Genomic DNA, 25,977 nt, shown 5'->3' with positions numbered 1-25,977 from the left:
TGCCGCCTGAGCGGAGCGTCAACGACGCGCCGCCAATGACGGCGATTCCCGCGGCGGCAGCGTGACCATGAGTCACCGCCCCCTTCTGGAGTCGCCATGTTCAAGTTTCCAACGATGCCGTTCGGCTTGTTCGCCGCGGCCGTGCCGATCGCTCTGCGCGTCGATGCGCGTCGCGTTCAGGCCGCGCATCCCCTGATCGAGCTGGTTCGCCTCGACGGCGCGGCCGTGCTGGCGCGCCTCGGCGTCGACGGCGAGGGACTGAGCGCGGCCGAGGTGGATGAACGCCTGGCCCGGTTCGGTCCCAATGCGGTTGCGCAGGAGAAGCGCCTCGGCGTGCTGGCCGAGATCGCGCATCGCTTCCTGTTCAACCCGATCAATGTCCTGCTGGCCATCCTCGCGGTCGTGTCGTACCTCGGCGACGACGCGATGGGTGCCGCGATCATGCTGGCGATGGTGTTCATGGCGGTGTTCCTGTCGTACTTCCAGGAAGCACGCAGCGGTCGCGCGGTGGAACAACTGCGCAGCCTGGTCAGCAACACCGCGACCGCGCGACGGATACCCGCGACGGAGGCAGTCGCCGAAGCGACCGTCCTGCCGGCAATCGCGCGCAGGACCGAAGTGCCGATCGAACGGCTCGTGCCGGGTGATGTGGTGCACCTGTCCGCCGGCGACATGATCCCGGCCGACCTGCGCCTGCTCGCCGCGAAAGACCTGTTCATCAACCAGGCGGCGCTGACCGGCGAATCGATGCCGGTCGAAAAGTTTGCGCCGGTCGATCTCGAAGCAGCGTCACCGCTCGACGCGCGCAACCTGTGTTTCATGGGCAGCAACGTGGTCAGCGGCAGCGCGACCGGGGTGATCGTCGCGACGGGCGCGCGCACCTGTTTCGGTGAGCTCGCCGGGTCGCTGGTCGGCCAGCGCGTGCAGACCAGTTTCGATCGGGGCGTGCAGCGCTTTGCCTGGCTGATGCTGCGTTTCATGGCGGTGATGGTGCCGCTGGTATTCCTCGCCAACGGTCTGATCAAGGGGGCCTGGCTCGACGCGTTCATGTTCGCGGTAGCGGTATCGGTGGGCCTGACCCCCGAGATGCTGCCGATGATCGTCACGATAAATCTCGCCAAGGGCGCGTTGGCGATGGCGAAGAAGGATGTCATCGTCAAGCGCCTCAACGCGATCCAGAACTTCGGCGCGATCGACGTGCTGTGCACCGACAAGACCGGCACGCTGACCCAGGACAAGGTGATCCTCGAGCGGCATGTCGACGTCAATGGCGACGAGGACGAGCGCGTGCTGGAGTTCGCGTTCCTCAACAGCCACTACCAGACCGGCCTGAAGAACCTGCTCGATGTCGCCGTCATCGAGCGCGTCGACGCCGACACGCGTCGGCGCCTGCAGGGCGAATACACCCTCGTCGACGAAGTGCCGTTCGATTTCAGTCGTCGCCGCATGTCGGTGATCGTGCGTGATCGCGCCGGACGACATTTCCTGATCGCGAAGGGTGCGGTGGCGGAGACGCTGGGCATCTGCACGCGCATCCGTGTCGGCGAGCGGGAGACGGCGACGGACCAACGGGCGCTTGCCGACGTACGCGACGTCGCGCGAGACATGAACGATGACGGCTTCCGGGTCATCGCGCTCGGCGTGCGCGAAATCCGGGCAAAGGCGGCCTACTCGATCGCCGACGAAGCGGAACTTACGCTGATGGGCTTCGTCGCCTTCCTCGACCCGCCCAAGGACAGTGCGGCCGATGCGATCCGCGCGCTGCACGATAACGGTGTCGCGGTGAAGATCCTCACCGGTGACAACGACATCGTCACGCGCAACGTCTGCCGTCAGGTCGGCTTCGAGGTCGAACGCTTCCTGGTCGGCCCGCAGGTCGAGGCGATGAGCGACGATGAACTGACCATCGCCGCGCGCGACACGCAGGTTTTCGCACGCTTGAATCCGGCGCAGAAGGTGCGCGTGATCGAGGCGTTGCATCGCGACGGCCACGTGGTCGGGTTCATGGGCGACGGCATCAACGACGGCCCCGCGCTGCGCGCGGCGGATGTGGGCATCTCGGTCGATACCGCAGTCGACATCGCCAAGGAAGCCGCCGACATCATCCTGCTCGAGAAGAGCCTGATGGTGCTGGAGGAGGGAGTGCTGGAAGGGCGCAAGGTGTTCGGCAACATCCTCAAGTACATCAAGATGACCGCCAGCTCGAACTTCGGCAACATGTTCAGCGTGCTCGGCGCGAGCGTGTTCCTGCCGTTCCTGCCGATGGCCGCGGTGCAGATCCTGCTGAACAACCTGCTGTACGATTTCTCGCAGACCTCGGTCGCGAGCGACGACGTCGACCCGGAGTACCTCGCGCGCCCGCGCCAGTGGGACATGCGCGCGATCACGCGCTTCGTGCTGTTCATCGGGCCGGTCAGCTCGATCTTCGACTACGCGACGTTCGCGCTGATGTGGTTCGTGTTCAAGGCCAACGCGCCGGAGCATGCCGGCCTGTTCCAGACCGGCTGGTTCGTCGAGTCGCTGCTGTCGCAGACCCTCGTCGTACACGTCATCCGCACCGGCCGTATGCCGTTCGTCGGCAGTCGCGCGAGCCTGCCGCTGACGATCACCGGGCTCGTGATCTGCGCCATCGGTGCACTGCTGCCGTATTCGCCGCTGGCCGGCAAGTTCGGCTTCGTGCCGCTTCCGGGTGCGTACTGGTTGTATCTGACCGCGATCATCGGCGCCTATGTGCTGCTGACCCAGTTCGTGAAGGCATGGCTGATCCGGCGCTTCGGGTTGCTCTGAAGCCGGGGCACCGACCTTGCGCCGACGATCGTGTGCCCTCACCATTGAAAAAGCCGAATCTCACATCCTGAGACGAAGGCGTGCACACTGCCGCCATGCCGCTCGACACCTTCCATCCTGCCGTCGCCGCCTGGTTCAGGCGCACGTTTCCCGAACCGACCCCGGCGCAAGTCGAGGCGTGGCCGGCGATCGCATCCGGCCGGCACACCCTGATCGCGGCGCCTACCGGCTCGGGCAAGACTTTGGCGGCGTTCCTCGCGGCGATCGACGATCTTGTGCGCCGTGGTGTCGAAGGCGCCCTGCCGGACGAGACCGCGATCGTCTACGTCTCGCCGTTGAAGGCGCTCTCGAACGACGTGCGCATCAACCTCGAGGTGCCACTCGCCGGCATCCGCGACGAGCTGCTGCAGCTGTGGCTGCCCGACGTCGAGATCCGCACGATGGTGCGCACCGGCGACACGCCGCAGGCCGAGCGCGACAAGATGCGCAAGCGTCCGCCGCACATCGTGGTGACGACGCCGGAGTCGCTGTACATCCTGCTCGGCTCGGCGTCCGGCAGGCGCATGTTGGCGACGACGCGTACGGTCATCGTGGACGAAATCCACGCGCTCGCGCCGAACAAGCGCGGCGCGCATCTCGCGCTCTCGCTCGAACGTCTCGATGCGTTATGCGGACGCCGTCTCGTGCGCATCGGCCTGTCGGCGACGCAGAAGCCGATCGGCGAGGTCGCGCGGTTCCTGACCGGTGCCGATGCGGCGGCGCCGGATGAGCCGGCGTGCCGCATCGTCGATGCCGGCCACGTGCGCGCGCGCGACCTCGCGCTGGAACTGCCCGAGGCGCCGCTCGAAGCGGTCATGTCCGGCGACGTCTGGGGCCAGGTTCATGCGCGTCTGGAAGCCCTGATTGCGGAACACCGCACTACGCTGATCTTCGTCAATACGCGGCGCATGGCCGAGCGCCTCGCGCGGCATCTCAGCGAACGACTCGGCAAGGACAAGGTCACCGCGCACCACGGCAGCATGGCGAAAGAGCATCGCTTCGACGCCGAACAGCGCCTCAAACGCGGTGACCTAAAGGCGCTGGTCGCTACCGCATCGCTCGAGCTAGGCATCGATATCGGCGATGTCGATCTCGTCTGCCAGATGGGTTCGCCGAGAGCCATCGCGGCCTTCCTGCAGCGCGTCGGGCGCTCCGGCCATGCCGTCGGTGGCACACCGAAAGGACGCTTGTTCCCGCTGTCGCGCGACGAGCTGGTCGAATGCGCGGCGCTGCTCGATGCAGTGCGCCGTGGCGAACTCGATGCCTTGAAGGTTGAACCGGCACCGCTCGACGTGCTGGCCCAGCAGGTCGTGGCCGAAGTCGCTTGCCGCGAATGGAGCGAGGACGAGCTGTTCGAGTCGGTGCGCCACGCGTATCCGTTCGCCGACACCACCCGCGGGCAGTTCACCGCGGTGCTGCGCATGCTTGCCGAAGGCTACACGACGCGACATGGACCGCGTGGCGCTTACCTCCATCGCGACGCGGTCAATGGCGTGCTGCGTGCGAGCCGCGGTGCGCGTCTGACCGCGATCACGTCCGGTGGCGCGATTCCCGACACCGCCGACTACGAAGTCGTGCTCGAGCCGCAGGCGACGCCGATCGGCAGCGTGCACGAGGACTTCGCGGTCGAGAGCATCGCCGGCGACATCTTCCAGCTCGGCAACCATGCCTACCGCGTGCTGCGCGTCGAGCGTGGCCGCATCCGGGTGGAGGACGCGCAAGGCGCGCCGCCGACGATCCCGTTCTGGCTCGGCGAGGCACCGGGGCGAAGTGACGAGCTTTCGTTTTCGGTGTCGCGCCTGCGCCAGGAAATCTCCGATCGCCTGGATGGGTCGGCTGCCATGGGCGTCGAAGCATGGCTCACGGACGAAGTCGGCATCGATGCCGGCGCCGCGCGCCAGCTCATCGACTACCTCGGTTCCGCAAAGATCGCCCTCGGTGTGCTGCCGACGCGCGACACGCTGGCGATGGAGCGCTTCTTCGACGAATCCGGCGGCACCCAGCTGATCATCCATTCGCCGTTCGGCAGCCGCATGAATCGTGCCTGGGGCCTCGCCTTGCGCAAGCGCTTTTGCCGCACGTTCAACTTCGAGCTGCAGGCGGCGGCGACCGAGGACGCGATCGTGCTGTCGCTGTCCACCAGCCACAGCTTCCCGCTCGACGAGGTCGCACGCTACCTGCACTCCGGCTCGGTGCGCGGCGTGCTGGTGCAGGCCTTGCTCGACGCGCCGATGTTCGGCCTGCGCTTCCGCTGGAACGCGACGACGTCGCTCGCGCTGCCGCGTTTCCAGGGTGGCAGCAAGGTGCCGCCGCAATTGCAGCGCATGAAGTCCGAGGACCTGCTCGCCGCGGTGTTTCCCGACCAGGTCGCCTGCCTCGAGAACATCGTCGGCGAGCGCCAGATTCCGGATCATCCACTGGTCGAGCAGACGCTGCGCGACTGCCTGCACGGAGCGATGGACATCGACGGCCTCGTCGCGCTGCTGCAGCGGCTGGAGCAGGGCAGTGCGTGCATCGTCGCGCGCGACCTGACGGCACCGTCGCCGCTCGCTGCAGAGATCCTCGGCGCGCGTCCGTATGCGTTCCTCGACGACGCACCGCTGGAGGAGCGTCGAACGCAGGCCGTCAGCAGTCGGCGCTGGAGTTCGCCGGAGAGTGCGGATGACCTTGGTCGACTCGACGAGGACGCGATCGCCGGCGTGCGCGAGGAAGCCTGGCCGGAAGCGCGCTCCGCGGACGAGCTGCATGCCGCGTTGATGGGCATCGCATTCGCGACCGACTCAGAAGTGCTGGCGAATCACGGCTGGTCCCAATGGCTCGCGAGCCTCGCCGCGGATCGGCGCGTCACACGCCTGCGGTTGCGTGGTGTCGATGTCTGGATTCCCGCCGAACGCCTGCCGCAATTCGCCGCGCTGGTGCCGGACGCCATGGGTGAACCGGCGATCGAAGCGCCGACGGAGTTCGCCGCGGTCGCATGGACGCCGGAGGATGCGCTGGTCGAGATCCTGCGCGCGCGCATGACCGCGCTCGGTCCGGTTTGCGCGAGTGCGATTGCCGTCTCGCTCGGAGTCGGCAAGGTCGACGTCGATCTCGCGCTGCTCGCGCTGGAGCGCAACGGCTTCGTCATGCGTGGCCGCTTTTCGGGCACATCGCTCGCACCGGATCGCGAGATCGAATGGTGCGAGCGGCACCTGCTCGCGCGCATTCATCGCTACACGGTCAAGCGCCTGCGGCGCGAGATCGAGCCGGTCGAGGCACGTGACTTCATGCGCTTCCTGTTCGACTGGCAACGTGTCGCGCCTGCGAGCCGGGTCAGTGGACCGGACGCGCTCGCCGGAGTGCTGGCGCAACTCGAAGGCTTCGAGGCACCCGCGTCGGCGTGGGAAGGCACCATATTGCCCGCGCGCGTGGATGGCTATGAAATCGCCTGGCTCGACGCATTGTGCCAGTCCGGGCGAGTGGTCTGGTCGCGCCTGCGCCCGCGCAAGGGCGGCACCGAGCGCGTCGGCGGTCCGGTACGTTCGACGCCGACCGTGTTGTTGCAGCGGCGCAATCTGGAAACGTGGATGGCGCTCGCCGGTTCGAGTACGGATGCGTCGCCGTTGTCGTCGCGCGCGCAACTGGTCGCCGAGTGGCTGGCCGGGCACGGTGCCTCGTTCTTCGACGAACTGCTCAACGGGACGCGACTGCTTCACGTGCAACTCGAGGAAGCGCTCGGCGAGCTGGTTGCCGCAGGCGTGATCAACTCCGACAGCTTCAGTGGATTGCGCGCGTTGCTGGTTCCCTCGTCGAAGAGGCCTTCGACGCAGCGCCGTCACGGTAGGCGTCGCGCGCTGTTCGGGATCGAGGACGCGGGCCGCTGGTCGCTCGTGCGCAAGGGCGCGGCGGCGACCGGCGCACACGCAAAGCCGGAGGATGAAGCGAACGAGCACGTTGCCCGCGTGCTGCTCAAGCGGTACGGCGTCGTATGCTGGCGATTGCTCGCGCACGAGGCGGAATGGCTGCCGCCCTGGCGACAGCTGGTGCGCGTTTTCCACCGCCTCGAAGCGCGCGGGGACATCCGTGGTGGCCGGTTCATCGCGGGTATTTCCGGCGAGCAGTTCGCTTTGCCCGAAGCGATCGCGGCACTGCGCGCGACGCGCCAACGCGCGCCCGACGGCAGCTTCGTCTGCGTCAGTGGAGCGGACCCGCTGAATGTCGTCGGCAGCCTGCTCGCCGGCGACAAGGTGCCGCACGTTGCCGGTGCACGGGTGCTCTATCGCGACGGCGTCCCGGTAGCCCGGCGGGTAGCGGGGGAGATCGTCTTGAACGGAACATTGTCCGCAACCGAAGAACATGCGATTCGTGCAATGCTGGTTCGCGACAACCCACGCCGACCCTCGGCTATCGAAGCCGATCATCAGGAAGCTGGTCATCAGGAAGAAGAGTGACGACTGGACAAGACTGAATGCTGACCTACCGCGCAAGGTCCGGCATACGGTCCGTTAAGGCGGGCGAGAAGATACTCCGGTCACTTCCTCAACCTAAGGTCGTGACCATGCGCTCACATATGCTCGCCGTTGCATTCGCTTTTGTGTCCATGTCGGCGATGGGCCAGATGCGCGAAGCGATCGAAGTGCCGGCAGGCGCACTCGCCCCGGCCGACGTCGACTTCCTGCAGACTGTCGACACCTCGAATATCGATCAACTGACGTTCGGCAAGCGCATCATGGGCCGCAAGCGCACTGGCGTGCGCTCGCTGGCCGAGAACGTGGTCAGCAGTCATGCGAAGGCGGACGATGCCGTGCGCCTTCTGGCGGCCGCGAAGCACGTGCAACTCGATCACCGCATGAGCGCGCGGGCGAAGGGCGAAGCCGATGAAATCATCCGCAAGGACGTCAACGCGGATCGCATGTACGTGGAAAACGTCGTGCGCGACGGCAATGACCTCATCGCGCTCTACCAGCGCACCCGCGACCAGAGCGCAGACCCCGACATCCGGAAGTTCGCCGAGCAGATGCTGCCGGCTCTCGAGAGCAATACGCGCCAGGCGGATGACCTGCTGAAGCGGATGGGGGAATAGGGTCGAGGCCTGCTCATTCAGGACGGCGTGCGCTGCGGGCGTGAGTTCGCATTCGCAGCACCTCCAAAAAGCAGAAGGGCCACCTAGAGGTTCGGCGGGAATGATTCGCGCCATCCATGGCGCTCACACTCGCGCGGTGCGCGAGGGTCATCGCCTGGGGCGATGTTCGCGCAGGCAGTCCTGCCTGCGCAGTGTTCGGCTCAACCCTGAGCCTCACCCCTCCGCGCTACGCGCTGCGGGGCCAGCCTGCGGCTGTCCAAAATCGTTCCAGACGATTTTGTGAACCCGCGTGCGCGGCGCGCCGCTGGGGTTCGCATCCGTCACCGCCTCCATCAACGAAAAGGCCACCGCGAGGGTGGCCTTTCCGTTCATTGGTGGAGGCGGCGGGAATTGAACCCGCGTCCGAAGGCACTCCGCGCCCAGCGCTACATGCTTAGCCCGCCGTTTGATCTCGTCCTGCGGCAACACGGCGGACAAAGCGCACCGCAGGACCAGCCTCTTGGTTTTTGCTCTTGCCGAAAGGCGCCGGCTTCGAGCGATCCCGTGATAATGACCCTACATCCACGAGCACAGGCACAAGTGGGTTCGGGGCTAGGCCTTAAGCGGCCAGAGCGTAGACGTTGTCGTTCGCGTCTAGGTTTTTTGCCACCGGATTAACGAGGAAGATGACGCCCTCGGCATGCTCCAAGCTACTTCGCGTCCCCCGTCGAAACCGGATCGCCCCCGGGAGAACCTTCATGGTGCGGGTATCGAAGCGGGAAATCAACCCGAACTGCTAGCATGTGCGGTTTCCGTTCATCGACTTCCGCGCCATGGGCAATATCGTCTGGCTCGCCTCGTACCCGAAATCCGGCAACACCTGGGTTCGCGCATTCCTCGCCAACCTGGTCGCCAACCGCAGCGAGCCGGTGCCGCTCGACGAATTGGCGCGCTACGCCGAAGACGAGGCGAATCCGGAACTGTTCTCCGACCTGGCCGGCAAGCCGAGCGCGCAACTCGACCCCGGCGAGATCGCCGGGCTGCGACCGCAGGTGCACGCGGCGATCGCGCAGCGTGCGCAGGGCACGCGCTTCGTCAAGACGCACAACATGGCTGGCAGTTTCGACGGCCATCCGCTGCACAACTGGCAGGTCAGCGCGGGCGCGATCGTCGTCGTGCGCAATCCGCTCGATGTCGCGGTCAGCATGACGCACCACTTCGGCCTCACGCTCGACGAGGCGATCGAACGCCTCGGTGACGACAACGTCGCGACCGCCAACGACGCGCTGTTCGTCAGCCAGATTCTTGGCTCGTGGTCGACGCACGTGAAGGGCTGGGCCGACATGGCCAACGACAGCGTGCTGGTGCTGCGCTACGAGGACCTGCTCGAAAAGCCCGCAAAGAACTTCGCGAAGATCGCCAAGCTCGTCGGCCTGGGCCAGGACCGCACGCGCATCGATCGCGCCGTGAAGCACGCTGGCTTCCAGAGCCTTTCAGGCATGGAGAAGAAGCACGGCTTCGCCGAGGCGACCGGCAAGGGCGCACGCTTCTTTCGCAAGGGTCGGGTCAACGAGTGGCGCGAGGCGCTGAGTCGCGAGCAGGTGCAACGGGTGGTTGGTGTACATCGCGAGCAGATGCAGCGGTTCGGCTACGTGCCGGCCGGGTATTGATCCGCGCGTACGTGGCAGGTTCGCTTGGCCGTCGGCAGCGCCACTCCGGAAGCGCGGCTGAAGGCGTCCTGCATCGAGGTGCTCTAGGCGCCCTTGTTCTTCGCCCGCATCACGCGCTGCTTCTCGCGGTTCCAGTCGCGTTCCTTCTCGGTGTCGCGCTTGTCGTGTTCCTGCTTGCCGCGGGCGACGCCGAGGTCGACCTTGGCGCGGTTGTTCTTCCAGTACAGCGCCAGCGGGATCAAGGTGTAGCCCTTGCGTTCGATCGCGCCGATCAGCTTGTCGATCTCTTCGCGGTGCAGCAGCAGCTTGCGCGTGCGGCGGTCGTCGGCGACCACGTGGGTCGAGGCCGAGATCAGCGGCACGATCGAGGCGCCGAACAGGAAGATCTCGCCGCCCTTGACGATGGCGTACGCGTCACCGAGGTTGATCCGACCGGCGCGCAGGCTCTTCACCTCCCAGCCTTCGAGCGCGATGCCGGCCTCGTAGTGCTGGTCGATGTGGTACTCGTGGCGCGCGCGCTTGTTCTGCGCGATCGTCGAGTCGGCCTTCTTGTCGCTGGATTTGGTCTTTGCCATGCCGGTTGTTGTATTTTTGCGTTCCTCCGTGAACGCGAAGAATCGGGCGGCCGTCCTGGCCGCACTTCCCGAAAAACATGATCCAGATACGTCGCCACGCCCTGGTTCGCCAGACGCCCGAACGGATGTTCGATCTCGTCAACGACGTCGAAGCATACCCGAGCCGCTTCCCCTGGTGCGCCGCCGCGCGCGTGCTCGAGCGCGAAAGCGATGTGCTGGTCGCGCGACTGGAACTGCGCTTCGCCGGCATCACCCAGGCGTTCACCACGCGCAACACGCCCGTCCACCCGCAGCGCCTGCACATGCAGCTCGTCGACGGGCCGCTCAAGGCGCTCGAAGGCGAGTGGACGTTCGAGCCGCTCGGCGATGACGGCTGCAAGATCGCTCTGGCGCTCGACTTCGACTTCTCCGGGCGACTCACCGGTACCGCGCTGCGACTCGGTTTCCAGGGGCTCGCCAATCGCATGGTCGACGATTTCTGCGCTGCCGCGGCGAAATCCCGTGGCTGAGCGGATCCACGTCGAGGTGGCCTACGCCGAGCCGCAACGGCAATTCCTGCGTCGCGTCGAGCTGGGCGAAGGTGCGACCGTCGCAGATGCGATCGGTGCGTCGGAGATCGAGCGCGAGGCCGGCATCGACGCCGCCGGCATGGCGCTCGGCATATGGTCGAAGCCGGCGCGCGCGTCAACGATGCTGCACGATGGCGACCGCGTGGAGGTGTACCGTCCGCTCAAGGCCGACCCGAAGGAATCCCGGCGTCGCCGCGCCGCGCGCGCCAAAGAAACGAGCCGCTGACCCGATTCAGCCCTGGTCTCCGCCGCGCCTCTTTTTCTTCTTCTCGTCGGGAGCTTTTTCGTCCGGATACTCGCGCTTGTACTTGCGCGCATCCTTGATCAGCTGGTTCGGATCTTCCGGGAAGTAGTCGCCGTCGATCTTCGCGAGCGCGTCATTCTCGAAGTACAGGGTCAGGTCCTTCGACGCCATCTTGCCGCGGCCGCGACGGATCGTCGAAACGTAGTCCCAGCGATTCTGGTTGAAGGGGCTGATCACGGACGGAGAGCCCATCACCAGCAGCACCTGGCGCTTGCTCATGCCGGGCTTGAGCGTTTCCACCGTGGACTTGTCGAACAGGTTGCCCTGTTGCGCGTCGACCTTGTAGATCAGGCCGCAGCCGGTCAGCGGAGCGAGGGCGAGGAGGGCGAGCCAGCGAAGGCGCATGCGCGGGGATTCCGGGGTCGGTACGAACCCCGGATGATACACTAGAGGACTGAACCGCAAGGCCAATCAGCAGGGACGGGGAGCCGGAGGATGAACATGGAATCGACCGAACTGCGCAAGGCCGGCCTCAAGGTCACGCATCCGCGCATGCGCATCCTGGAGATCCTCGATACCCACGACGGCAGGCATTTCACGGCCGAGGACATCTACCGCCAATTGCTCGAACACCACGACGACATTGGCCTCGCCACGGTCTACCGGGTGCTGACCCAGTTCGAGGCGGCCGGGATGGTCCTCAAGCACAATTTCGAGGGCGGCCAGGCCGTCTACGAACTCGACCGCGGCAAGCACCACGACCACATGGTGGACGTGGAGAGCGGCAAGGTCATCGAGTTCGCCAGCGAGGAGATCGAGCGCCTGCAGCACGAGATCGCGGCGAAGCACGGCTACGTGATCGAGGACCACAGCCTCGTGCTGTACGTGCGCCCGCTCAGGGCGAAATAGCGATGCGAAGCTGGATCAGCCGGCGGATCGAACGTGCGCATGCGTGGTGGAAAGCGCCGGTCACGGCGCGTGATCGGATGAGCGCAACCGTGATTGGCGGGATGGGCGGCTTCTGGATCGGGGCACTGGGGCGCATCCTGTTCGGGTCGTTGCCAGTCGGCGTCAGCGTGGTGCTGCTCTGGGGCATGGCCGGAATCCTTGCGGGCGCCGTCTTCGGTCGCCTGCGTCCGAGGGCGACCCTCGTTTTCCTCTTGCCGTTCGCGACGTTCGGTTGCTCGCCGGCCTGAACGCTGTCGCTGTCAAAACCCGTTCGCCCAACGCCAAAGGCGCGCAGTCGAAGAGCACGGACTGCACGATATTCCGGTGTTGGCTGCGCGGAACTTCGTTCCTCAGCGCTGGAGGCCTCGCCCTCAGCCCTCGGCCCTCAGCCCTTTCCCCAGCATCTGTTTTGCATGAGCGAGCGTCTCGCGCGTGATCTCGATGCCGCCGAGCATGCGCGCGACTTCTTCCTGCCGCGCCTTGCCGTCGAGCGCGTCGATGCGCGTTTCGGTCGATGCGCCGTCGCTGGTCTTGACGACGCGCAAGTGCTGGTGACCCTGCGCGGCGACCTGCGGCAGGTGGGTCACGCACAGCACCTGGCTGCGCCCGCCGAGTGCGCGCAGTTTCTGCCCGACGACTTCCGCGACGGCGCCACCGATGCCCGAATCGACCTCGTCGAACACCATGGTGCCGATCGCGTCGCTGCCGAGTGCCGCGACTTCGATCGCGAGGCTGATGCGTGAAAGCTCGCCGCCGGAGGCGACCTTTCGCAGCGCGCGGGGCGGTTGGCCGGGGTTCGCGCTGACGAGGAACTCGCAGCGTTCCGCGCCTTGCGGGTCCGGATCTTCGCCGTCCACGGTTTCGAGCTGGGCTTCGAACCGACCGCCGCGCATGCCGAGTTCGTCCATCAAGGCGCTGACCGCGTCGGACAGCGTCTTCGCGGTCGCGGCGCGCCGGGCGCTCAGCGCCTTCGCCGCGGACGCCCATGCGGTGGCGTGGCGCTGCTGCTGTTCGCGCAGGGACGCGATGCTGGCGCCGGCGCCGCGCAGCGATTCGAGTTCCTCGCGCAGCGCATCGGCGTGCGCCTTCAACTCGGGCATGCGAACGCGGTGCTTGCGCGCGAGTTCGTGCAGCTTGCCGAGCTGGGCTTCCGCGTCGGCGAGACTGTCCGGATCCAGGTCGAGTGCGCTCTGGTGCCGTGCGAGCGCGTCATTCGCTTCGCCGAGCTGGATCTGCGCCGTGTCGATCAACTCGCCGATCGGCGCGAGGCGATCATCCAGCGTCGCGAGATGTGCGATCTCCGCTTGTGCGCGCGCGACGAGGCGCAGCAGCGCATGCTCGCCGTCGCCGTCCAGGCGCTCGGCGAGCACGGCGCAACCCTGCAGCAGCGCACCCGAGTTGGCGAGGCGGCGATGGCGTTCCTCCAGCGCGACGAGATCCTCCGGCGCCAGCGCGTGGCGATCAAGCTCCTCGACCTGGTGGCCGAGCCATTCGATCCGTTCGGCATGATCGGCACCGCGCGAAAGATCGGCGATGCGCGCGCTCGCCTCGCGCCATGCGCGCGCATCTCGCGCGACCATCGCGACTTCGTCGGCGTGACCGCCGAACGCATCCAGCAGGGCGAGCTGCTGGCCGCGGTCGAGCAGGGCCTGGTGCTCGTGCTGGCCATGGATCTCGATGAGACCGGCGGCGAGCGTCTTCAACTGGGTCAGCGTCACCGGGCGGCCGTTGATCCACGCGCGCGAACTGCCTTCGCTGCGGATCACGCGGCGCAGCTGGCAGGCGCCGTCCTCGTCGAGGTCCTCGGCGACCAGCCATTCGCGCAGGTCGGCGCGACCGGCGAGGTCGAAACTGGCTGCCAGTTCGGCGCGTTCGCTGCCGTGGCGGACCATGCCGGCGTCGGCACGCCCACCCGCGAGCAGCAGCAGCGCGTCGACCATCAGCGACTTGCCGGCACCGGTTTCACCGGTGACCACGGTCATGCCGGGTCCGAAGGCGATCTCGGCCTCGCCGACGATCGCGAAATCCTTGACGTAGAGACTTTCCAGCATGACCAGCGCGATGCTCCTTTCAAGCCGCGGAACGCTAGCACGCGGACATGCGGCGGCCAAGGCGGCAGGTGCGGAGGTTCACGGGCCGTGGTCGCAGCGTTCGAGACGGCGGTGCTGGAAAACCGCGGCCGCCGACCCTATTGATCGTCCTGAAGCCGCTTGTTAGCGTGCGATGGATCAGTGGCGCATCGGCGCCCGCCGGACCTTGATGAACATTCCTTCCCAGCACCTCGACGCCCGCGCCCGCCAGCTGCTGCGCACGCTCATAGCGCGCTACATCGCCGAGGGGCAGCCGATCGGCTCGCGCACGCTGGCGAAGGCGTCGGGCCTCGATGTCAGCCCGGCGACGATCCGCAACATCATGTCCGATCTGGAGGAGTTCGGCCTGGTTGCCGCGCCGCACACCTCGGCCGGCCGCATCCCGACCTCGCAGGGCTACCGGGTGTTCGTCGACAGCCTGCTGGAGATGCGCCCGCTCGGCGAGCCCGAGGTGGAACAGTTGCGGCGCGAGTTGCCGACCGACGCGTCCACGCCGGACCTGCTCGGCAGCGCGACTTCGCTGCTTTCGGAGATGACCCATTTCGTCGGCGTGGTGAGCGTGCCGCGGCGCGAGGAATTTCCGTTCCGCCACATCGATTTCGTGCAACTGGACGGCGGTCGCGTGCTGGTGATCCTGGTGTTCACCGACGGTCAGGTGCAAAACCGCGTGATCGCGACCCAGCGCACCTACGCGCCGGCCGAACTCGAACAGGTTGCCAATTATCTCAACGCCAACTTCGCCGGCATGCGCATCGACGAGATCCGCACGCGCCTGCTGCGCGAGATGCAGGACGAGGGTGCGCGCCTGAATCACCTGCTCGCGGCTGCGGTCGAAGTCGCGCAGGCAGCGTTCCAGGACAGTGCCGGCAACGACATGCTGGTGTCCGGTCATGCCAACCTCATGGGGCGGCAGGACGGCGCCGACGTCGATCGCCTGCGCGAACTGTTCGAGGCCTTCCAGCGCAAGCGCGATCTGCTGCAACTGCTCGAACGCTGCTCGCGGGCCGAGGGTGTGCGCCTGTTCATCGGCGAAGAATCCGGATTCTCGGCGCTCGGCAGCTACAGCCTCGTCACGGCGCCGTACGGCGTCGGTGGTCGCGTGCTCGGCGTGCTCGGCGTGATCGGACCGACGCGAATGGCCTACGAGCGGGTGATCCCGGTCGTGCAGGCGACCGCGCAGATCATTTCCGGGGCCTTGAAACGGGGTCCCGCGACCCCATAGTGCGGGACAGAGCGGGGGCTCGTGCCGCATTCGCGGTGCGCCGGCACGACCGGCCAGCAGATGATCGATCGCCGTCCGCGAGCGCGCGGAAGGCGTGGTTTTGACTTGGAGGCACGAATGCAGCAGACCGACCCGAACGCGTCGCAGACGCCCGGCAACGACGACCAGCTGGTCGATGGCGAACTCGAGACCCTGTCGCGCCAGCTCGGCGAGGCCGAGACCAAACTTGCAGAAATGCGCGAGACGGTGTTGCGCGAACGCGCCGAACTCGATAACCAGCGCAAGCGCCTGCAGCGGGACCTCGACCAGGCACGCCGCTTCGCCAACGAGAAGCTGCTCGGCGACCTGCTGCCGGTGCTCGACAACCTCGAGCGCGGGCTGGCCGCCGACGGCGACATCACGGCGTTGCGCGGTGGCGTCGAATTGACGATGCGCGAGCTCCTGCGCGTCGCCGAGACGAACGGTCTCAAGGCGGTCGGCGCGATCGGCGAGGCGTTCGATCCGGAGCGCCACCAGGCGATGGCGATGGTCGATGCCGGATCGGCGCCGGGGCAGATCGTTTCGGTCATGCAGAAGGGCTATGTGCTGAACGATCGCCTGTTGCGACCGGCGCTGGTATCCGTGTCGAAGTGACGCAAAACGCTTGAATCAGGGGCGCGGGGCCCCACGTTCGGGTGCAATCGCGGTCCATCGGATCGCATCAATCCAGAAAGCGGGAGAGAACGCAAATGGGCAAGATCATCGGCATCGACCTCGGCACGACCAACTCGTGCGTGGCGGTCATGGAAGGCAACACGGCGCGCGTCATCGAGAACTCCGAAGGCGATCGCACGACGCCGTCGGTGGTCGCGTTCAAGGACAACGAAGTGGTGGTCGGCGCGACCGCGAAGCGTCAGGCCGTAACCAACCCGAAGAACACGTTCTACGCGGTGAAGCGCCTCATCGGCCGCAAATTCACCGACGCGGAAGTGCAGAAGGACATCGGCATGGTGCCGTACAAGATCACCGCGCACGACAACGGTGACGCGTGGACCGAGACCGCCGACGGCAAGAAGATGCCGCCGCAGGAGATCTCGGCCAAGATCCTCATGAAGATGAAGAAGACCGCCGAGGACTTCCTCGGTGAAGCGGTCACCGAAGCGGTCATCACGGTGCCGGCGTATTTCAATGACTCGCAGCGCCAGGCGACCAAGGACGCCGGCCGCATCGCGGGCCTTGAAGTGAAGCGCATCATCAACGAGCCGACCGCGGCCGCGCTGGCCTACGGCCTCGACAAGAAGGGCGGCGACCGCAAGATCGCCGTGTACGACCTCGGCGGCGGCACGTTCGACATCTCGATCATCGAGATCGCCGAAGTCGACGGCGAGAAGCAGTTCGAGGTGCTGGCGACGAATGGCGACACCTTCCTCGGCGGCGAGGACTTCGACAAGCGCGTCATCGACTACCTCGTCGAGGAGTTCAAGAAGGAACAGGGCGTCGACCTCAAGAACGATCCGCTCGCGCTGCAGCGCCTGAAGGACGCGGCCGAGCGCGCCAAGATCGAGCTGTCCTCGTCGCAGCAGACCGAAGTGAACCTGCCGTACGTGACGGCGGACGCTTCCGGTCCGAAGCATCTCAACATCAAGCTCACGCGCGCCAAGCTCGAGGCGCTCGTCGGCGACCTGGTCGAGAAGACGATCGCACCGTGCCGCACTGCGCTCAACGACGCGGGCCTCAAGGTGTCCGATGTCAACGAGGTCATCCTCGTCGGCGGCCAGACGCGCATGCCGAAGGTGCAGGACGCGGTGAAGGACTTCTTCGGCAAGGAACCGCGCAAGGACGTCAACCCTGACGAGGCCGTCGCCGTTGGTGCGGCGATCCAAGGTGGCGTGCTCGGTGGCACGGTCAAGGACGTCCTGCTGCTCGACGTGACCCCGTTGTCGCTCGGCATCGAGACGCTCGGTGGCGTGTCGACCAAGCTGATCGAGAAGAACACGACGATCCCGACCAAGGCGAGCCAGGTGTTCTCGACCGCCGAGGACAACCAGAACGCGGTCACCGTGCACGTGCTGCAGGGCGAGCGCGAGCAGGCGCGCTTCAACAAGTCGCTCGGCAAGTTCGACCTGCAGGGCATCCAGCCGGCGCCGCGCGGCATGCCGCAGATCGAGGTCACGTTCGACATCGACGCGAACGGCATCCTGCACGTCGGCGCGAAGGACAAGAACACCGGCAAGGAGCAGCGCATCGAGATCAAGGGCAGCTCCGGCCTGTCCGAGGACGAGATCCAGCGCATGGTGCGCGACGCCGAGGCGAACAAGGAAGACGACAAGAAATTCCACGAGCTCGTCGCGGCGCGCAACAAGGCCGATCAGCTCGTGCACGCGACGCGTGACGCGATCAAGGAGCATGGCGGCAAGGTTGCCGGCGACATCGGTCGCATCGAGGAAGCACTGTCCGATCTCGAAAAGGTCATGAAGGGCGAGGACAAGGCGCAGATCGAGGTGCGCACGACCACCCTCGAACAGGTTGCGCAGCCGTTGTTCGCGGCCGCATCGCAGCAGGCTCCGGGCGCCGGTGACGGGGCGCAAGCCGGTGCATCGGCGAAGAGCGACGATGTCGTCGACGCCGAGTTCACCGAGGTGAAGGACAAGTAAGCCCTCACGCGCACGCCGGGGATTACCCGGCGTGCTTTATTCATGGCCGCTCCGGCGGTTCCCGATTCTCCCGGTCGCCGGATCGAAGCATACGTGTCGTCCCCATGAGCAAGCGTTGCTACTACGAGGTGCTCAGCGTCGAGCGCTCCGCCAACGACGAACAACTGAAGAAGTCGTTCCGTCGTCTCGCGATGAAGTTCCACCCGGACCGCAATCCGGATGCGGAAGCACAGGAGAAGTTCAAGGAGGCGAAGGAGGCCTACGAGATCCTCTCCGACGGGCAGAAGCGCGCGGCCTATGACCAGCACGGGCATGCCGCGTTCGAGCACGGCATGGGTGGCGGCCGCGGCGGCGGCGGTTTCAACGGCGACGTCGGCGACATCTTCGGCGACATCTTCTCGGACATCTTCGGCGGTCGCGGTGGTGGAGCGCGCGCCCGGCGCGGTTCGGACCTGCGCTACCTGATCGAGCTCGATCTCGAAGAAGCGGTATTCGGCGTCGACAAGCAGATCGAAGTGCCGACCCTGGTCGAGTGCGGAACCTGCAAGGGCAATGGCTCGGCCGACGGCAAGACCTCGACCTGCTCGACCTGCAAGGGCCACGGTCGCGTGCGCATGCAGAACGGCATTTTCTCGATCCAGCAGGCGTGCCCGCATTGCGCCGGCAGTGGCAAGGTCATCACAAACCCGTGCAAGGAATGCCAGGGCGAAGGCCGTGTGCACGACGAGCGCACGCTCGCGGTGAAGATTCCCGCCGGCGTCGACAACGGCGATCGCATCCGTCTCACCGGCCAGGGCGAAGCAGGGCCGAGCGGCACCGTACCGGGCGACCTCTACGTCGAGGTTCGCGTGCGCGAGCATGCGATCTTCCAGCGCGATGGCGACGACCTGCACTGCGAGATCCCGCTGCGCTTCGGCCAGGCCGCGCTGGGCGCCGACATCAGGGTGCCGACGCTCGAAGGCGAGGCCGAGATCAAGGTCCCGGCCGAAACGCAGACCGGAAAGGTGTTCCGCCTGCGCGGCAAGGGCGTGAAATCCGTGCGCAGTGGACGCCACGGCGACCTCATCTGCCGCGCCGTGGTAGAGACCCCGGTGCGCCTGACCGGCGAACAGCGCGAGCTGTTGCGACAGTTTGAAGCGACGTTCAACGACGCGGATGCGGGCAAGCACTCGCCGCGCGACAGCAACTGGCTGGACGGCGTGAAGCGCTTCTGGGACCGCGTCACGTCCTGAAGCCATCCGGGCCCGGACATTCGAGCACTGCGGCCTGTGGGAGTACCTGCCTGCGTTCGGGCCGCGGCCGGGAGCATCGCCGATTGCCTCGCTCGCACACGGGAAGCTTGAACTTGGTCGCGCAGGAGCAGCTTCTCGCCGCCCCCGCAGGACACGATCGCGGCTGGGGCCTACGCGGTGCTCGCGGCGGTCTACAATCGATGCCTCCCCGATACGGAAAATGCGCGCATGTCGGCGACGACGATCCATGTGGCGGTATACGGCGCCGCCGGGCGCATGGGCCAGGCGATCCTGCGTGCAATGGCCGATCAACCCGGCCTGCAGGTTTCCGCGGCGCTGGTTCGTGCCGGATCGGACCTGTCGGGGCGACCGCTGCGCGACGTCCACGGCAGTGGCGCACCCGATCTCGAATTCGCAAGCGCGCTCGATCCCGATATGCCGGTCGACGTGCTGGTCGACTTCAGCGGAGCGCATGCGTTCGATGCCGCCCTCGCCCTCGCCATCGAGCGGCGGGCCGCTTTCGTCAGCGGCACGACCGGCCTGAGCGAGGTCCAGCGCCGAGCGCTCGAGCAGGCCGCGGCGCGCATCCCCGTGCTGTGGGCGTCCAATTTCAGCCTTGGCGTCGCGCTGCTGATGCGACTCGCGCGCAGTGCCGCGCAGGCACTGCCGTCCTGGGACTGCGAGATCGTCGAGATGCATCATCGCCAGAAGCTCGATGCGCCGTCCGGCACCGCGCTCTCGCTGGGCGAGGCAGTTGCCGAAGGACGCGGTGTCGCACTCGGCGATTGCGCCGTGCATGGCCGCAACGGCAGGACGGGCGAGCGGCCGACGGGTGAAATCGGCTTCCACGCATTGCGCGGCGGCGACGTCGTCGGCGAGCACACGCTGGTATTCGCCGGGGCAGGAGAGCGCATCGAACTGTCGCATCGTGCGACGGACCGCGACGTGTTCGCACGTGGCGCGGTGGTCGCTGCGCGCTGGATCGCCGGACAGGCACCCGGTCTCCATTCGATCGACCGGATTCTTGGCGAAGCGGATTGAGATCCTGGTCGTCGCTGGGATTACCGGGGGCGATCCATGGCTGCGCCGGAATTTGATCAACGGCGCGCAATAGCCAGCGTTTCTGTAGCGTGGAGGACACCGGAATTTGCTCCTGCAAATCCGGCATTCAGTCCATCTATGGACATCAAAAAAAGGGGCGCTTGCGCGCCCCGAGGAGAGTGTACTGGAGGAGGTGGATCACACCGCATCCGCAGGTAGATCCCCCGCGGGCAATGACTGGTGTTTCGGTAGCGTGGAGGACACCGGAATTTGCTCCTGCAATTCCGGTGTTCCGTCCATCCATGGACATCAGAACATGATCTGCGCGCGCATCTCGAACACACGCGGATCGACATCGGCTTCGCCGTTGATCGGTGCGCCGTAGTGCTTGGTGCTGTTGGCCCAGATGTAGTTCGCCTGCAGCTTGAAATGCTGGCCGAGGTACCAGTTCGCGCCGATGGTCCAGTCGTCCTGCTTGCCGCCGAGCACCGGGCCGTCGTTGAGGTCGACGTGGCTGTAGCGCAGCGCGACTTCGAATGCGCCGTAGTCGTTGATCGGGCGCACGTTGCCGATCGTGCCCTTGCTGTATGGGCGGCTTTCGCCCGTCAGCACCCATGAACCCTGCAGGTAGTAGCCATCGCCCTCGAAGCTCGGCTTGCCGCGCGGGTCGGCGCTGACCGTCATGTATTCGCCCTGCACCAGCAGCGGACCATGGATCCACGCGCCTTCCACGCCCATGCGCTTGATCGTGCCCGGGAAGCTCAGGTTGCCGCTGTCGACGAGGCGCGTGGTGATGAGGCCCGCTTCCGGCTTGGCACGGAAGCGCGCCGCCGGATTGGAGACGACGCCGCGACCGTCGGTGGTCGCATCGCGGTCTTCGGTCGAATACGCAAGGCCGAGGTGGAGCACGTTACCCATTTCGCGCGAGCCCTGGCCGGGCTGGCGGTTGAGCGGCGTCCACACGACGCGCCCGGCCGGGCCGTCGCCGTCGTTGTCACCGTTGAGGTCGCCGCCGCTGAAGTAGCCGAGGTAGAACAGCCAGTTCGGAATGCCGGTGTAGGTCCAGTCGGCACCGATGCGGCGGCCCATGTTGGTCGCCTGCACGGGCAGCGCGCGCTCGAGGAAGGTCGTCGCGCTCGAGCTGATCGTCTCTTCCCAGCCGACCGGGGTCTTGAACTGGCCGATGCGGAAATCGCCGGCGTCCTTGTTGCTGTAGCGAATGAAATTGTCGATCCACTGGCCGTGCACGCCGGCGCCGGTCGCGGATGCCTTGAAGCCGCTGACGGTGAAGTCGTAGCCGATGTTGAAGTCCCAGCCGCCCGGCAGCTTGCCGTAGAAGTTGAATTCCTTGCGACGCCAGGCATTGAGGTCCGGCAGGATCTCCGAGCCATTGGTCGGACTCAGCGTGTCGCCCGAGAAGCTGTTGAAGTCGTACTGGTACAGGCCCTTGAAGCCGAACTCGTAGCCTTCGGCGGGTTTGTACTTGGTCGGCCAATCGTTGAGCAGGTCGTAGGCCAGGGCGTTGGTACCAAATCCGCACAGCAACGCGGCGGCAATCGCATGTCGCAATTTCATGGGAATCCTCGAGACGGAGCTGGAACTGGCGCGAAGTCTGGCCAGTCCTTGTTACGCTCGGATGACAAACGAACGAGGAATTAACGCGGTTTCGACGAAGAATCGCGGATGTCGGCGTCATCGCGTGACCGTCTTGTGACGCCAGCCGCACAAGTCGTTGATCGCGCAGGAGGGGCATTCGGGCCTGCGTGCCTTGCAGGTGTAACGCCCGTGCAGGATCAGCCAGTGGTGCGCATCCTTGCGGAATTCGTCCGGCACTGCCTTGTCCAGCTTGTCCTCGACCGCGCGCACGGTCTTGCCCTGCGCGAGTCCGGTGCGATTGGAGACGCGGAAGATGTGCGTGTCGACCGCGATCGTCGGTTCGCCGAACGCGGTGTTGAGCACGACATTCGCCGTCTTGCGTCCGACTCCAGGCAATGCTTCGAGCGCCTCGCGCGAACGCGGCACCTCGCCGCCATGCTGTTCGACCAAGATGCGGCACGCTGCGATCACGTTCTTCGCTTTCGCATTGAACAGGCCGATCGTCGCGATGAACTTCTTCAGCCCGTCCTCCCCGAGTGCGAGGATGGCGGCTGGCGTGTTCGCGACCGGGAACAGCTTCTTCGTCGCCTTGTTGACGCCGATATCGGTCGCCTGCGCGGACAGGATCACAGCGACCAGCAGTTCGAACGGTGTCGTGTAGTCGAGCTCGGTGGTCGGATGCGGGTTCAATTCCCGCAGGCGCCGGAAAAGCTCGATGACCTTCTCGCGCTTCACGATCCGTCGGCGTCCTTCGCGCGCCGCGCCTTGCCGCGCGCGATCGCCGCGAGCACTGCGGAACGCGTGATCGGTGGAGCGGCAGTCGGGAGGTCTTTTGGGGGAGCGGCGGAAGCCGCGATGCTCTCATTCGTCATTGTTGTGGAAGACTTGTCCCTGCCGGGCAAAAGCATCGCGGCTTCCGCCGCTCCCACAGTGACGGCGCCCTTGCGGGCATTGCGCGCCTCGAAACGCATGCGCGCCAGGACGGCGCGCTGCAGCACCTCGGGCCGCGACAGCGGTGCCGCCGCGATCGTCACCAACGCGATGCAATCCACCGGGCACGGCGGCAGGCACAGCTCGCAGCCGGTGCATTCGGCCGCGATGATCGTATGCATGCGCTTCGCCGCACCGACGATCGCATCGACCGGACACGCCTGGATGCATTTGGTGCAGCCGATGCAGACGTCTTCGTCGATGACCGCGACGATCGGCGGCGCCTCGATCCCGTACGCGGGGTCGAGCGGCTTCGTTGCGACATTCAGCAGATGCGCTAGCGCAGCGACGCCATCGGCGCCGCCCGGCGGGCAGCGGTCGATATCCGCTTCGCCGGTCGCGATCGCATCGGCGTACGCGCGACAGGTCGGAAACCCGCACCGCGTGCACTGCGTTTGCGGCAGCAGCGCGTCGATGCGCGCGGCCATCGTATTCGCCGTTTCAACCGGGTTCAAAACCCACCGACCCCGCCGCTCATCGCGTCCTTCGCCGGCTTCGCGACGCCCACGCCGCGGTGAACAGAAGGCCCGTGCCTAGCAGTGCCAGTGCGAAGGGTGAAAGCGTCGGTGCAGCCACGACGACGCTGCCGGCGGGTCCCGGCGCCATCAGCGCGGTCTGGTTGTTGGCCTCATACGGGTCGTATACGTCGCCGCCCGTCGTCGTGCCGATCAGCCAGACGTTCCAGTCGGGCTCCTGGTCGAGGGACAGCACGCCGAATTGCGGAACCTGCGTCGCGCTTCGCACGCTGATCAGGCACGAGGTCTCTTCGCCCGGCGCGAGGGCGGGCAAGTGGGCACCCTGAGCCGGGAACGGAATGAATCCGCGTGCACACTGGCTGATCGTGGGCGCGCAGCCGCCCTCGATCGCGTTGTCGAATGTCGGGTCGTGGGAGCAGGTCATCGCGTCAAACTCGCCGACCGGCGTGCTGCCCACGTTCCGGGCGGTCACGCGGAAGACGCCGTGCGTGGTGCCGTCAGGATCGGTGGAGTAGGAGACGAGTTCGTTGGAGAGTGCAATGTCGGCCAGTCGCCCGAGGCCGATGCGCAACAAGCTGTTGTTGAAATCGACGCTCGTCCACACGTCCATGGCCGCGTCGTCGATGCTGCCGGCCGGTCGCGTCACCGTGAGGACGCAATCGAGGGTACCGCCGGCCGGCAGCGAGACCATCGGGAACGAGTAGCCGTTGCTGGATATCGGGCCGCAGCCGGGGGGACCGCTGACCGCTACCGGCCAAGGCGTGCTGCCGTGGTCATAGATGAAGAAGTAGACCTCGCCCACGTCGGACGGCTGCGCGTCGATGTTGTGGAAATGGATGGGGATCGCGACCGAAGCGCCGGGCGCCACCGGTGCTGCCAGGGTCGGCGTCGAGATCTCGACGTCGCCGGCGGCGTGCGCGGTGGCCATGCCGCTGGCGAGGACAACGGCGATCAGGCGTGGATACAGGCAGGGCATGAGGGTCTCCGTGGATCGGGCTGCGTACCAGGGTGCGCACCGTTCGTTGGCGATGGTACCCCGTGTACGGCGCCGGGCAATACGCAAAAACTGCGACCGGACCGGCGACAGTGCTCGCGTGACTACCATTCGCTCGCTGAATGGGATGCGGCCTCGACCTCGCGTGCAGCCTCGGCGTGCGGCGCCGGAACCGCACGCCAGCGCTTGCGGCATGCCGTGCATCGGTAGCGACTCTTCAGGAATCGCGACAGCGCGACCGGGACCAGCAGCCCGCCGACGATGTAGATGCCGACCGCGAAAGGCAAGGCGCCCTCGAAGATGCGTGCGACGAGCATCACGATGGCGAACGACACCAGCTCCCCGCCGAGGATCAGCGCGAAGATGAGCCGGCGCGGACCTGAATCATCGACTCCTTCCGAGCGGCAGCGAGGGCACGCGGGCCGATCGGTCGTCGTGTCATCGAGCGCCAGTCGGCCGGCGCGGTAGTACCTCGAGCAACGCCTTCGCGCGTTCGACGTCGGCGTCCGCCACCATCACGCGGTAGCCGCCGAACGCGAGGGTCTGGAACCAGTCCTGGCGCACCATGTTGCGGTCGAAGACGTGCGCGTCGACTTCGTTTGCGCGCAGCATCGCCACGGCGAGATGGGCCTCGACGAAGTCCGCGGACCAGTACGCGCGCTGCATGCGGCGGCGCTACTTCACCGTCGCGGCCGGCACCGCGCCCGCGGCGATGCCAGCCGTAGCCTGGACCGTTGCCGTGGCTTGGGGCAGCGCCGGGCGATGGAAGATCATCGGCGTGAGCGACGGGTTCGCGCTGCCGCGAGCGCAAGCACCGCAGCGAGGAGGCCAAGGGCTAATGGGCCGAGCGACGGTACGCCAGACAAGGCTTCGCCGCTTCCTGTCGGCGCGAGCAGCAGGACCGCCGAATTGTTGTCGCGGTTGGTATCCATCAACGTTCCTCCGCCGATGCCTTGCTGCGGCCAACTCACCTCAACCGGATACTGGAGCGATCCCGTGTACCGCGTGAATGACTGCAAGTGGATAAGGCAGCGATGGGTTTGCCCTGGTTCCAATTGCGGAATCAGGAATCCGTAGCCCCGATCGAAGCAAAGTGGTCCGAATCCGTCGTCGCCGCAGCCGTTCGGTCCGCTCCCATCGGTGAAGAACGGCCGGAATGCAGTGTCTTCGCACGAGCCGGCTGCTTGCTCCATGAGGGTCGCTCGCCCCCCGTTGTGGACCGACAACTCGACCGTTGCCCGCGCGATGCCGTTTTGGTCCAGCGAAAAGTCGACGTTGCGTGTCGTGATCGAAGTTTCCGCGAGCGTGCCGATCAGCGCGATGTCCGAAGTCGACGCGTACAGCGGCGTAGTGTCGCGCACGGCCCAATAAAGAGACGTATCGCGAGGCGATGTTGCCGGACGGGAAATCATCAGATCGCAATCCAACGTGCCGCCCGGTGCGATCGGCGCGGTTTCGAAACCCTGGCCTTGCGTAAACCCATCCAGCGCGGACGGATGCAGCGGACCGCACCGCGGGTCCGCAGATTGCGTCAACGTGTAAGGGTCCCAGCGGTTCTCGAACCAGAAATAGGCGAACAGGGGCGCGATGCCGGTTTCGTCGCCGACGTTGGTGATGCGCAGGACATACCTGGTAGATGCGCCCGGCACCAGCGGCATTTCGCGCGGGGTGACGCGCTGCAGTTGGAAGGATGCTGCAGCGTGCGCGGCACAAGCGCTCGCCAAAAACGTGACGATCGCCGAGGCCGCGGACCACCGGCGCCGATTCGTGCGCGGCATTGCGTCGATCGCGTGCGCCTTAACGAATTCCGAGCTGGGGCAGGATCCACGC

Annotated in this window: 23 protein-coding genes and 1 other RNA gene; 13 read left to right on the top strand and 11 right to left on the bottom strand. The window is 66.3% G+C overall.

What is annotated here, in order from left to right; translation table 11 throughout:
- The first annotated feature begins 96 nt into the window (after positions 1–96).
- The 3 genes from mgtA (at position 97) to ACILRJ_RS06975 (ending at position 7,888) form a co-directional block, all read left to right on the top strand.
- Complete coding sequence (gene mgtA / locus ACILRJ_RS06985) at positions 97–2,787, top strand: magnesium-translocating P-type ATPase (protein WP_395681747.1); 2,691 nt, start codon at positions 97–99, stop codon at positions 2,785–2,787.
- Positions 2,788–2,882: 95 nt separating this feature from the next.
- Entirely contained in the window at positions 2,883–7,256 is a 4,374-nt protein-coding gene (locus ACILRJ_RS06980; protein ID WP_395682064.1) for a DEAD/DEAH box helicase, read from the top strand.
- A 17-nt stretch (positions 7,257–7,273) separates the two neighbouring features.
- The gene (locus ACILRJ_RS06975) at positions 7,274–7,888 is read left to right on the top strand and encodes a DUF4142 domain-containing protein (RefSeq protein WP_395681745.1); all 615 of its coding nucleotides are present in this window, start codon (positions 7,274–7,276) and stop codon (positions 7,886–7,888) included.
- 372 nt (positions 7,889–8,260) lie between these two features.
- Here ACILRJ_RS06975 and ssrA read toward each other — a convergent pair.
- Positions 8,261–8,613: a transfer-messenger RNA gene (gene ssrA, locus ACILRJ_RS06970) on the bottom strand.
- Between the two features lie 87 nt (positions 8,614–8,700).
- On the opposite strand from ssrA, the gene ACILRJ_RS06965 reads away from it, so the two are divergent.
- A complete protein-coding gene (locus tag ACILRJ_RS06965; protein ID WP_395681743.1) occupies positions 8,701–9,537 on the top strand; it encodes a sulfotransferase domain-containing protein in 837 nt (278 codons plus the stop codon).
- 83 nt (positions 9,538–9,620) lie between these two features.
- Here ACILRJ_RS06965 and smpB read toward each other — a convergent pair whose 3' ends face one another.
- Positions 9,621–10,112, bottom strand: a complete 492-nt coding sequence (gene smpB / locus ACILRJ_RS06960; protein ID WP_395681741.1) for an SsrA-binding protein SmpB — start codon at positions 10,110–10,112, stop codon at positions 9,621–9,623.
- 77 nt (positions 10,113–10,189) lie between these two features.
- Between smpB and ACILRJ_RS06955 the strand changes: the two genes are divergently transcribed.
- Complete coding sequence (locus tag ACILRJ_RS06955) at positions 10,190–10,621, top strand: type II toxin-antitoxin system RatA family toxin (RefSeq protein WP_395681739.1); 432 nt, start codon at positions 10,190–10,192, stop codon at positions 10,619–10,621.
- Complete coding sequence (locus tag ACILRJ_RS06950; RefSeq protein ID WP_395681737.1) at positions 10,614–10,907, top strand: RnfH family protein; 294 nt, start codon at positions 10,614–10,616, stop codon at positions 10,905–10,907. The genes ACILRJ_RS06955 and ACILRJ_RS06950 overlap by 8 nt, the downstream gene beginning before the upstream one ends.
- Positions 10,908–10,913: 6 nt before the next feature.
- Here ACILRJ_RS06950 and ACILRJ_RS06945 read toward each other — a convergent pair whose 3' ends face one another.
- Positions 10,914–11,330, bottom strand: coding sequence for an outer membrane protein assembly factor BamE (locus tag ACILRJ_RS06945; protein WP_395681735.1), 417 nt, complete (start codon positions 11,328–11,330; stop codon positions 10,914–10,916).
- A gap of 90 nt (positions 11,331–11,420) precedes the next feature.
- On the opposite strand from ACILRJ_RS06945, the gene fur reads away from it, so the two are divergent.
- Together fur and ACILRJ_RS06935 are read left to right on the top strand one after the other, a co-directional pair.
- On the top strand, positions 11,421–11,834 hold the full coding sequence (fur, locus tag ACILRJ_RS06940; RefSeq protein WP_395681733.1) for a ferric iron uptake transcriptional regulator: 414 nt from the start codon (positions 11,421–11,423) through the stop codon (positions 11,832–11,834).
- Between the two features lie 2 nt (positions 11,835–11,836).
- The gene (locus tag ACILRJ_RS06935; RefSeq protein WP_395681731.1) at positions 11,837–12,121 is read left to right on the top strand and encodes a hypothetical protein; all 285 of its coding nucleotides are present in this window, start codon (positions 11,837–11,839) and stop codon (positions 12,119–12,121) included.
- A gap of 123 nt (positions 12,122–12,244) precedes the next feature.
- On the opposite strand, the gene recN is transcribed toward ACILRJ_RS06935, so the two are convergent.
- Positions 12,245–13,924, bottom strand: coding sequence for a DNA repair protein RecN (gene recN, locus ACILRJ_RS06930; RefSeq protein ID WP_395681729.1), 1,680 nt, complete (start codon positions 13,922–13,924; stop codon positions 12,245–12,247).
- 208 nt (positions 13,925–14,132) lie between these two features.
- Between recN and hrcA the strand changes: the two genes are divergently transcribed.
- From hrcA to dapB, 5 genes are all read left to right on the top strand, one after another.
- Entirely contained in the window at positions 14,133–15,185 is a 1,053-nt protein-coding gene (gene hrcA, locus ACILRJ_RS06925; protein WP_395681727.1) for a heat-inducible transcriptional repressor HrcA, read from the top strand.
- Positions 15,186–15,302: 117 nt separating this feature from the next.
- Positions 15,303–15,818, top strand: a complete 516-nt coding sequence (grpE, locus tag ACILRJ_RS06920; RefSeq protein ID WP_395681725.1) for a nucleotide exchange factor GrpE — start codon at positions 15,303–15,305, stop codon at positions 15,816–15,818.
- Between the two features lie 95 nt (positions 15,819–15,913).
- Positions 15,914–17,818 (top strand): molecular chaperone DnaK, encoded by a 1,905-nt coding sequence (gene dnaK, locus ACILRJ_RS06915; RefSeq protein WP_395681723.1) that lies wholly within the window; start codon positions 15,914–15,916, stop codon positions 17,816–17,818.
- Positions 17,819–17,922: 104 nt separating this feature from the next.
- Positions 17,923–19,050: a molecular chaperone DnaJ gene (dnaJ, locus tag ACILRJ_RS06910; protein WP_395681720.1), complete on the top strand. Its 1,128-nt coding sequence runs from the start codon at positions 17,923–17,925 to the stop codon at positions 19,048–19,050.
- 228 nt (positions 19,051–19,278) lie between these two features.
- Positions 19,279–20,091 (top strand): 4-hydroxy-tetrahydrodipicolinate reductase, encoded by an 813-nt coding sequence (dapB, locus tag ACILRJ_RS06905; protein WP_395681718.1) that lies wholly within the window; start codon positions 19,279–19,281, stop codon positions 20,089–20,091.
- Between the two features lie 309 nt (positions 20,092–20,400).
- On the opposite strand, the gene ACILRJ_RS06900 is transcribed toward dapB, so the two are convergent.
- The 7 genes from ACILRJ_RS06900 to ACILRJ_RS06870 all read right to left on the bottom strand — a co-directional run bounded on the left by ACILRJ_RS06900 (position 20,401) and on the right by ACILRJ_RS06870 (position 25,925).
- Positions 20,401–21,666: an OprO/OprP family phosphate-selective porin gene (locus tag ACILRJ_RS06900; protein WP_395681716.1), complete on the bottom strand. Its 1,266-nt coding sequence runs from the start codon at positions 21,664–21,666 to the stop codon at positions 20,401–20,403.
- A 117-nt stretch (positions 21,667–21,783) separates the two neighbouring features.
- Entirely contained in the window at positions 21,784–22,422 is a 639-nt protein-coding gene (gene nth, locus ACILRJ_RS06895; RefSeq protein ID WP_395681714.1) for an endonuclease III, read from the bottom strand.
- Entirely contained in the window at positions 22,419–23,105 is a 687-nt protein-coding gene (locus ACILRJ_RS06890; RefSeq protein ID WP_395681712.1) for an RnfABCDGE type electron transport complex subunit B, read from the bottom strand. The genes nth and ACILRJ_RS06890 overlap by 4 nt, the downstream gene beginning before the upstream one ends.
- A 46-nt stretch (positions 23,106–23,151) precedes the next feature.
- Positions 23,152–24,129 (bottom strand): hypothetical protein, encoded by a 978-nt coding sequence (locus ACILRJ_RS06885; protein WP_395681710.1) that lies wholly within the window; start codon positions 24,127–24,129, stop codon positions 23,152–23,154.
- A gap of 122 nt (positions 24,130–24,251) precedes the next feature.
- The gene (locus ACILRJ_RS06880; protein ID WP_395681708.1) at positions 24,252–24,482 is read right to left on the bottom strand and encodes a hypothetical protein; all 231 of its coding nucleotides are present in this window, start codon (positions 24,480–24,482) and stop codon (positions 24,252–24,254) included.
- Between the two features lie 103 nt (positions 24,483–24,585).
- Positions 24,586–24,813, bottom strand: coding sequence for a DUF2007 domain-containing protein (locus tag ACILRJ_RS06875; protein ID WP_395681706.1), 228 nt, complete (start codon positions 24,811–24,813; stop codon positions 24,586–24,588).
- Between the two features lie 104 nt (positions 24,814–24,917).
- Complete coding sequence (locus tag ACILRJ_RS06870) at positions 24,918–25,925, bottom strand: hypothetical protein (protein ID WP_395681704.1); 1,008 nt, start codon at positions 25,923–25,925, stop codon at positions 24,918–24,920.
- Positions 25,926–25,977: the final 52 nt, after the last annotated feature.

The organism is Dokdonella sp. (assembly GCF_044227025.1).
Taxonomy (GTDB): Bacteria; Pseudomonadota; Gammaproteobacteria; order Xanthomonadales; family Rhodanobacteraceae; genus Dokdonella_A.
This window is presented reverse-complemented; position numbering and strand designations above follow the sequence as displayed.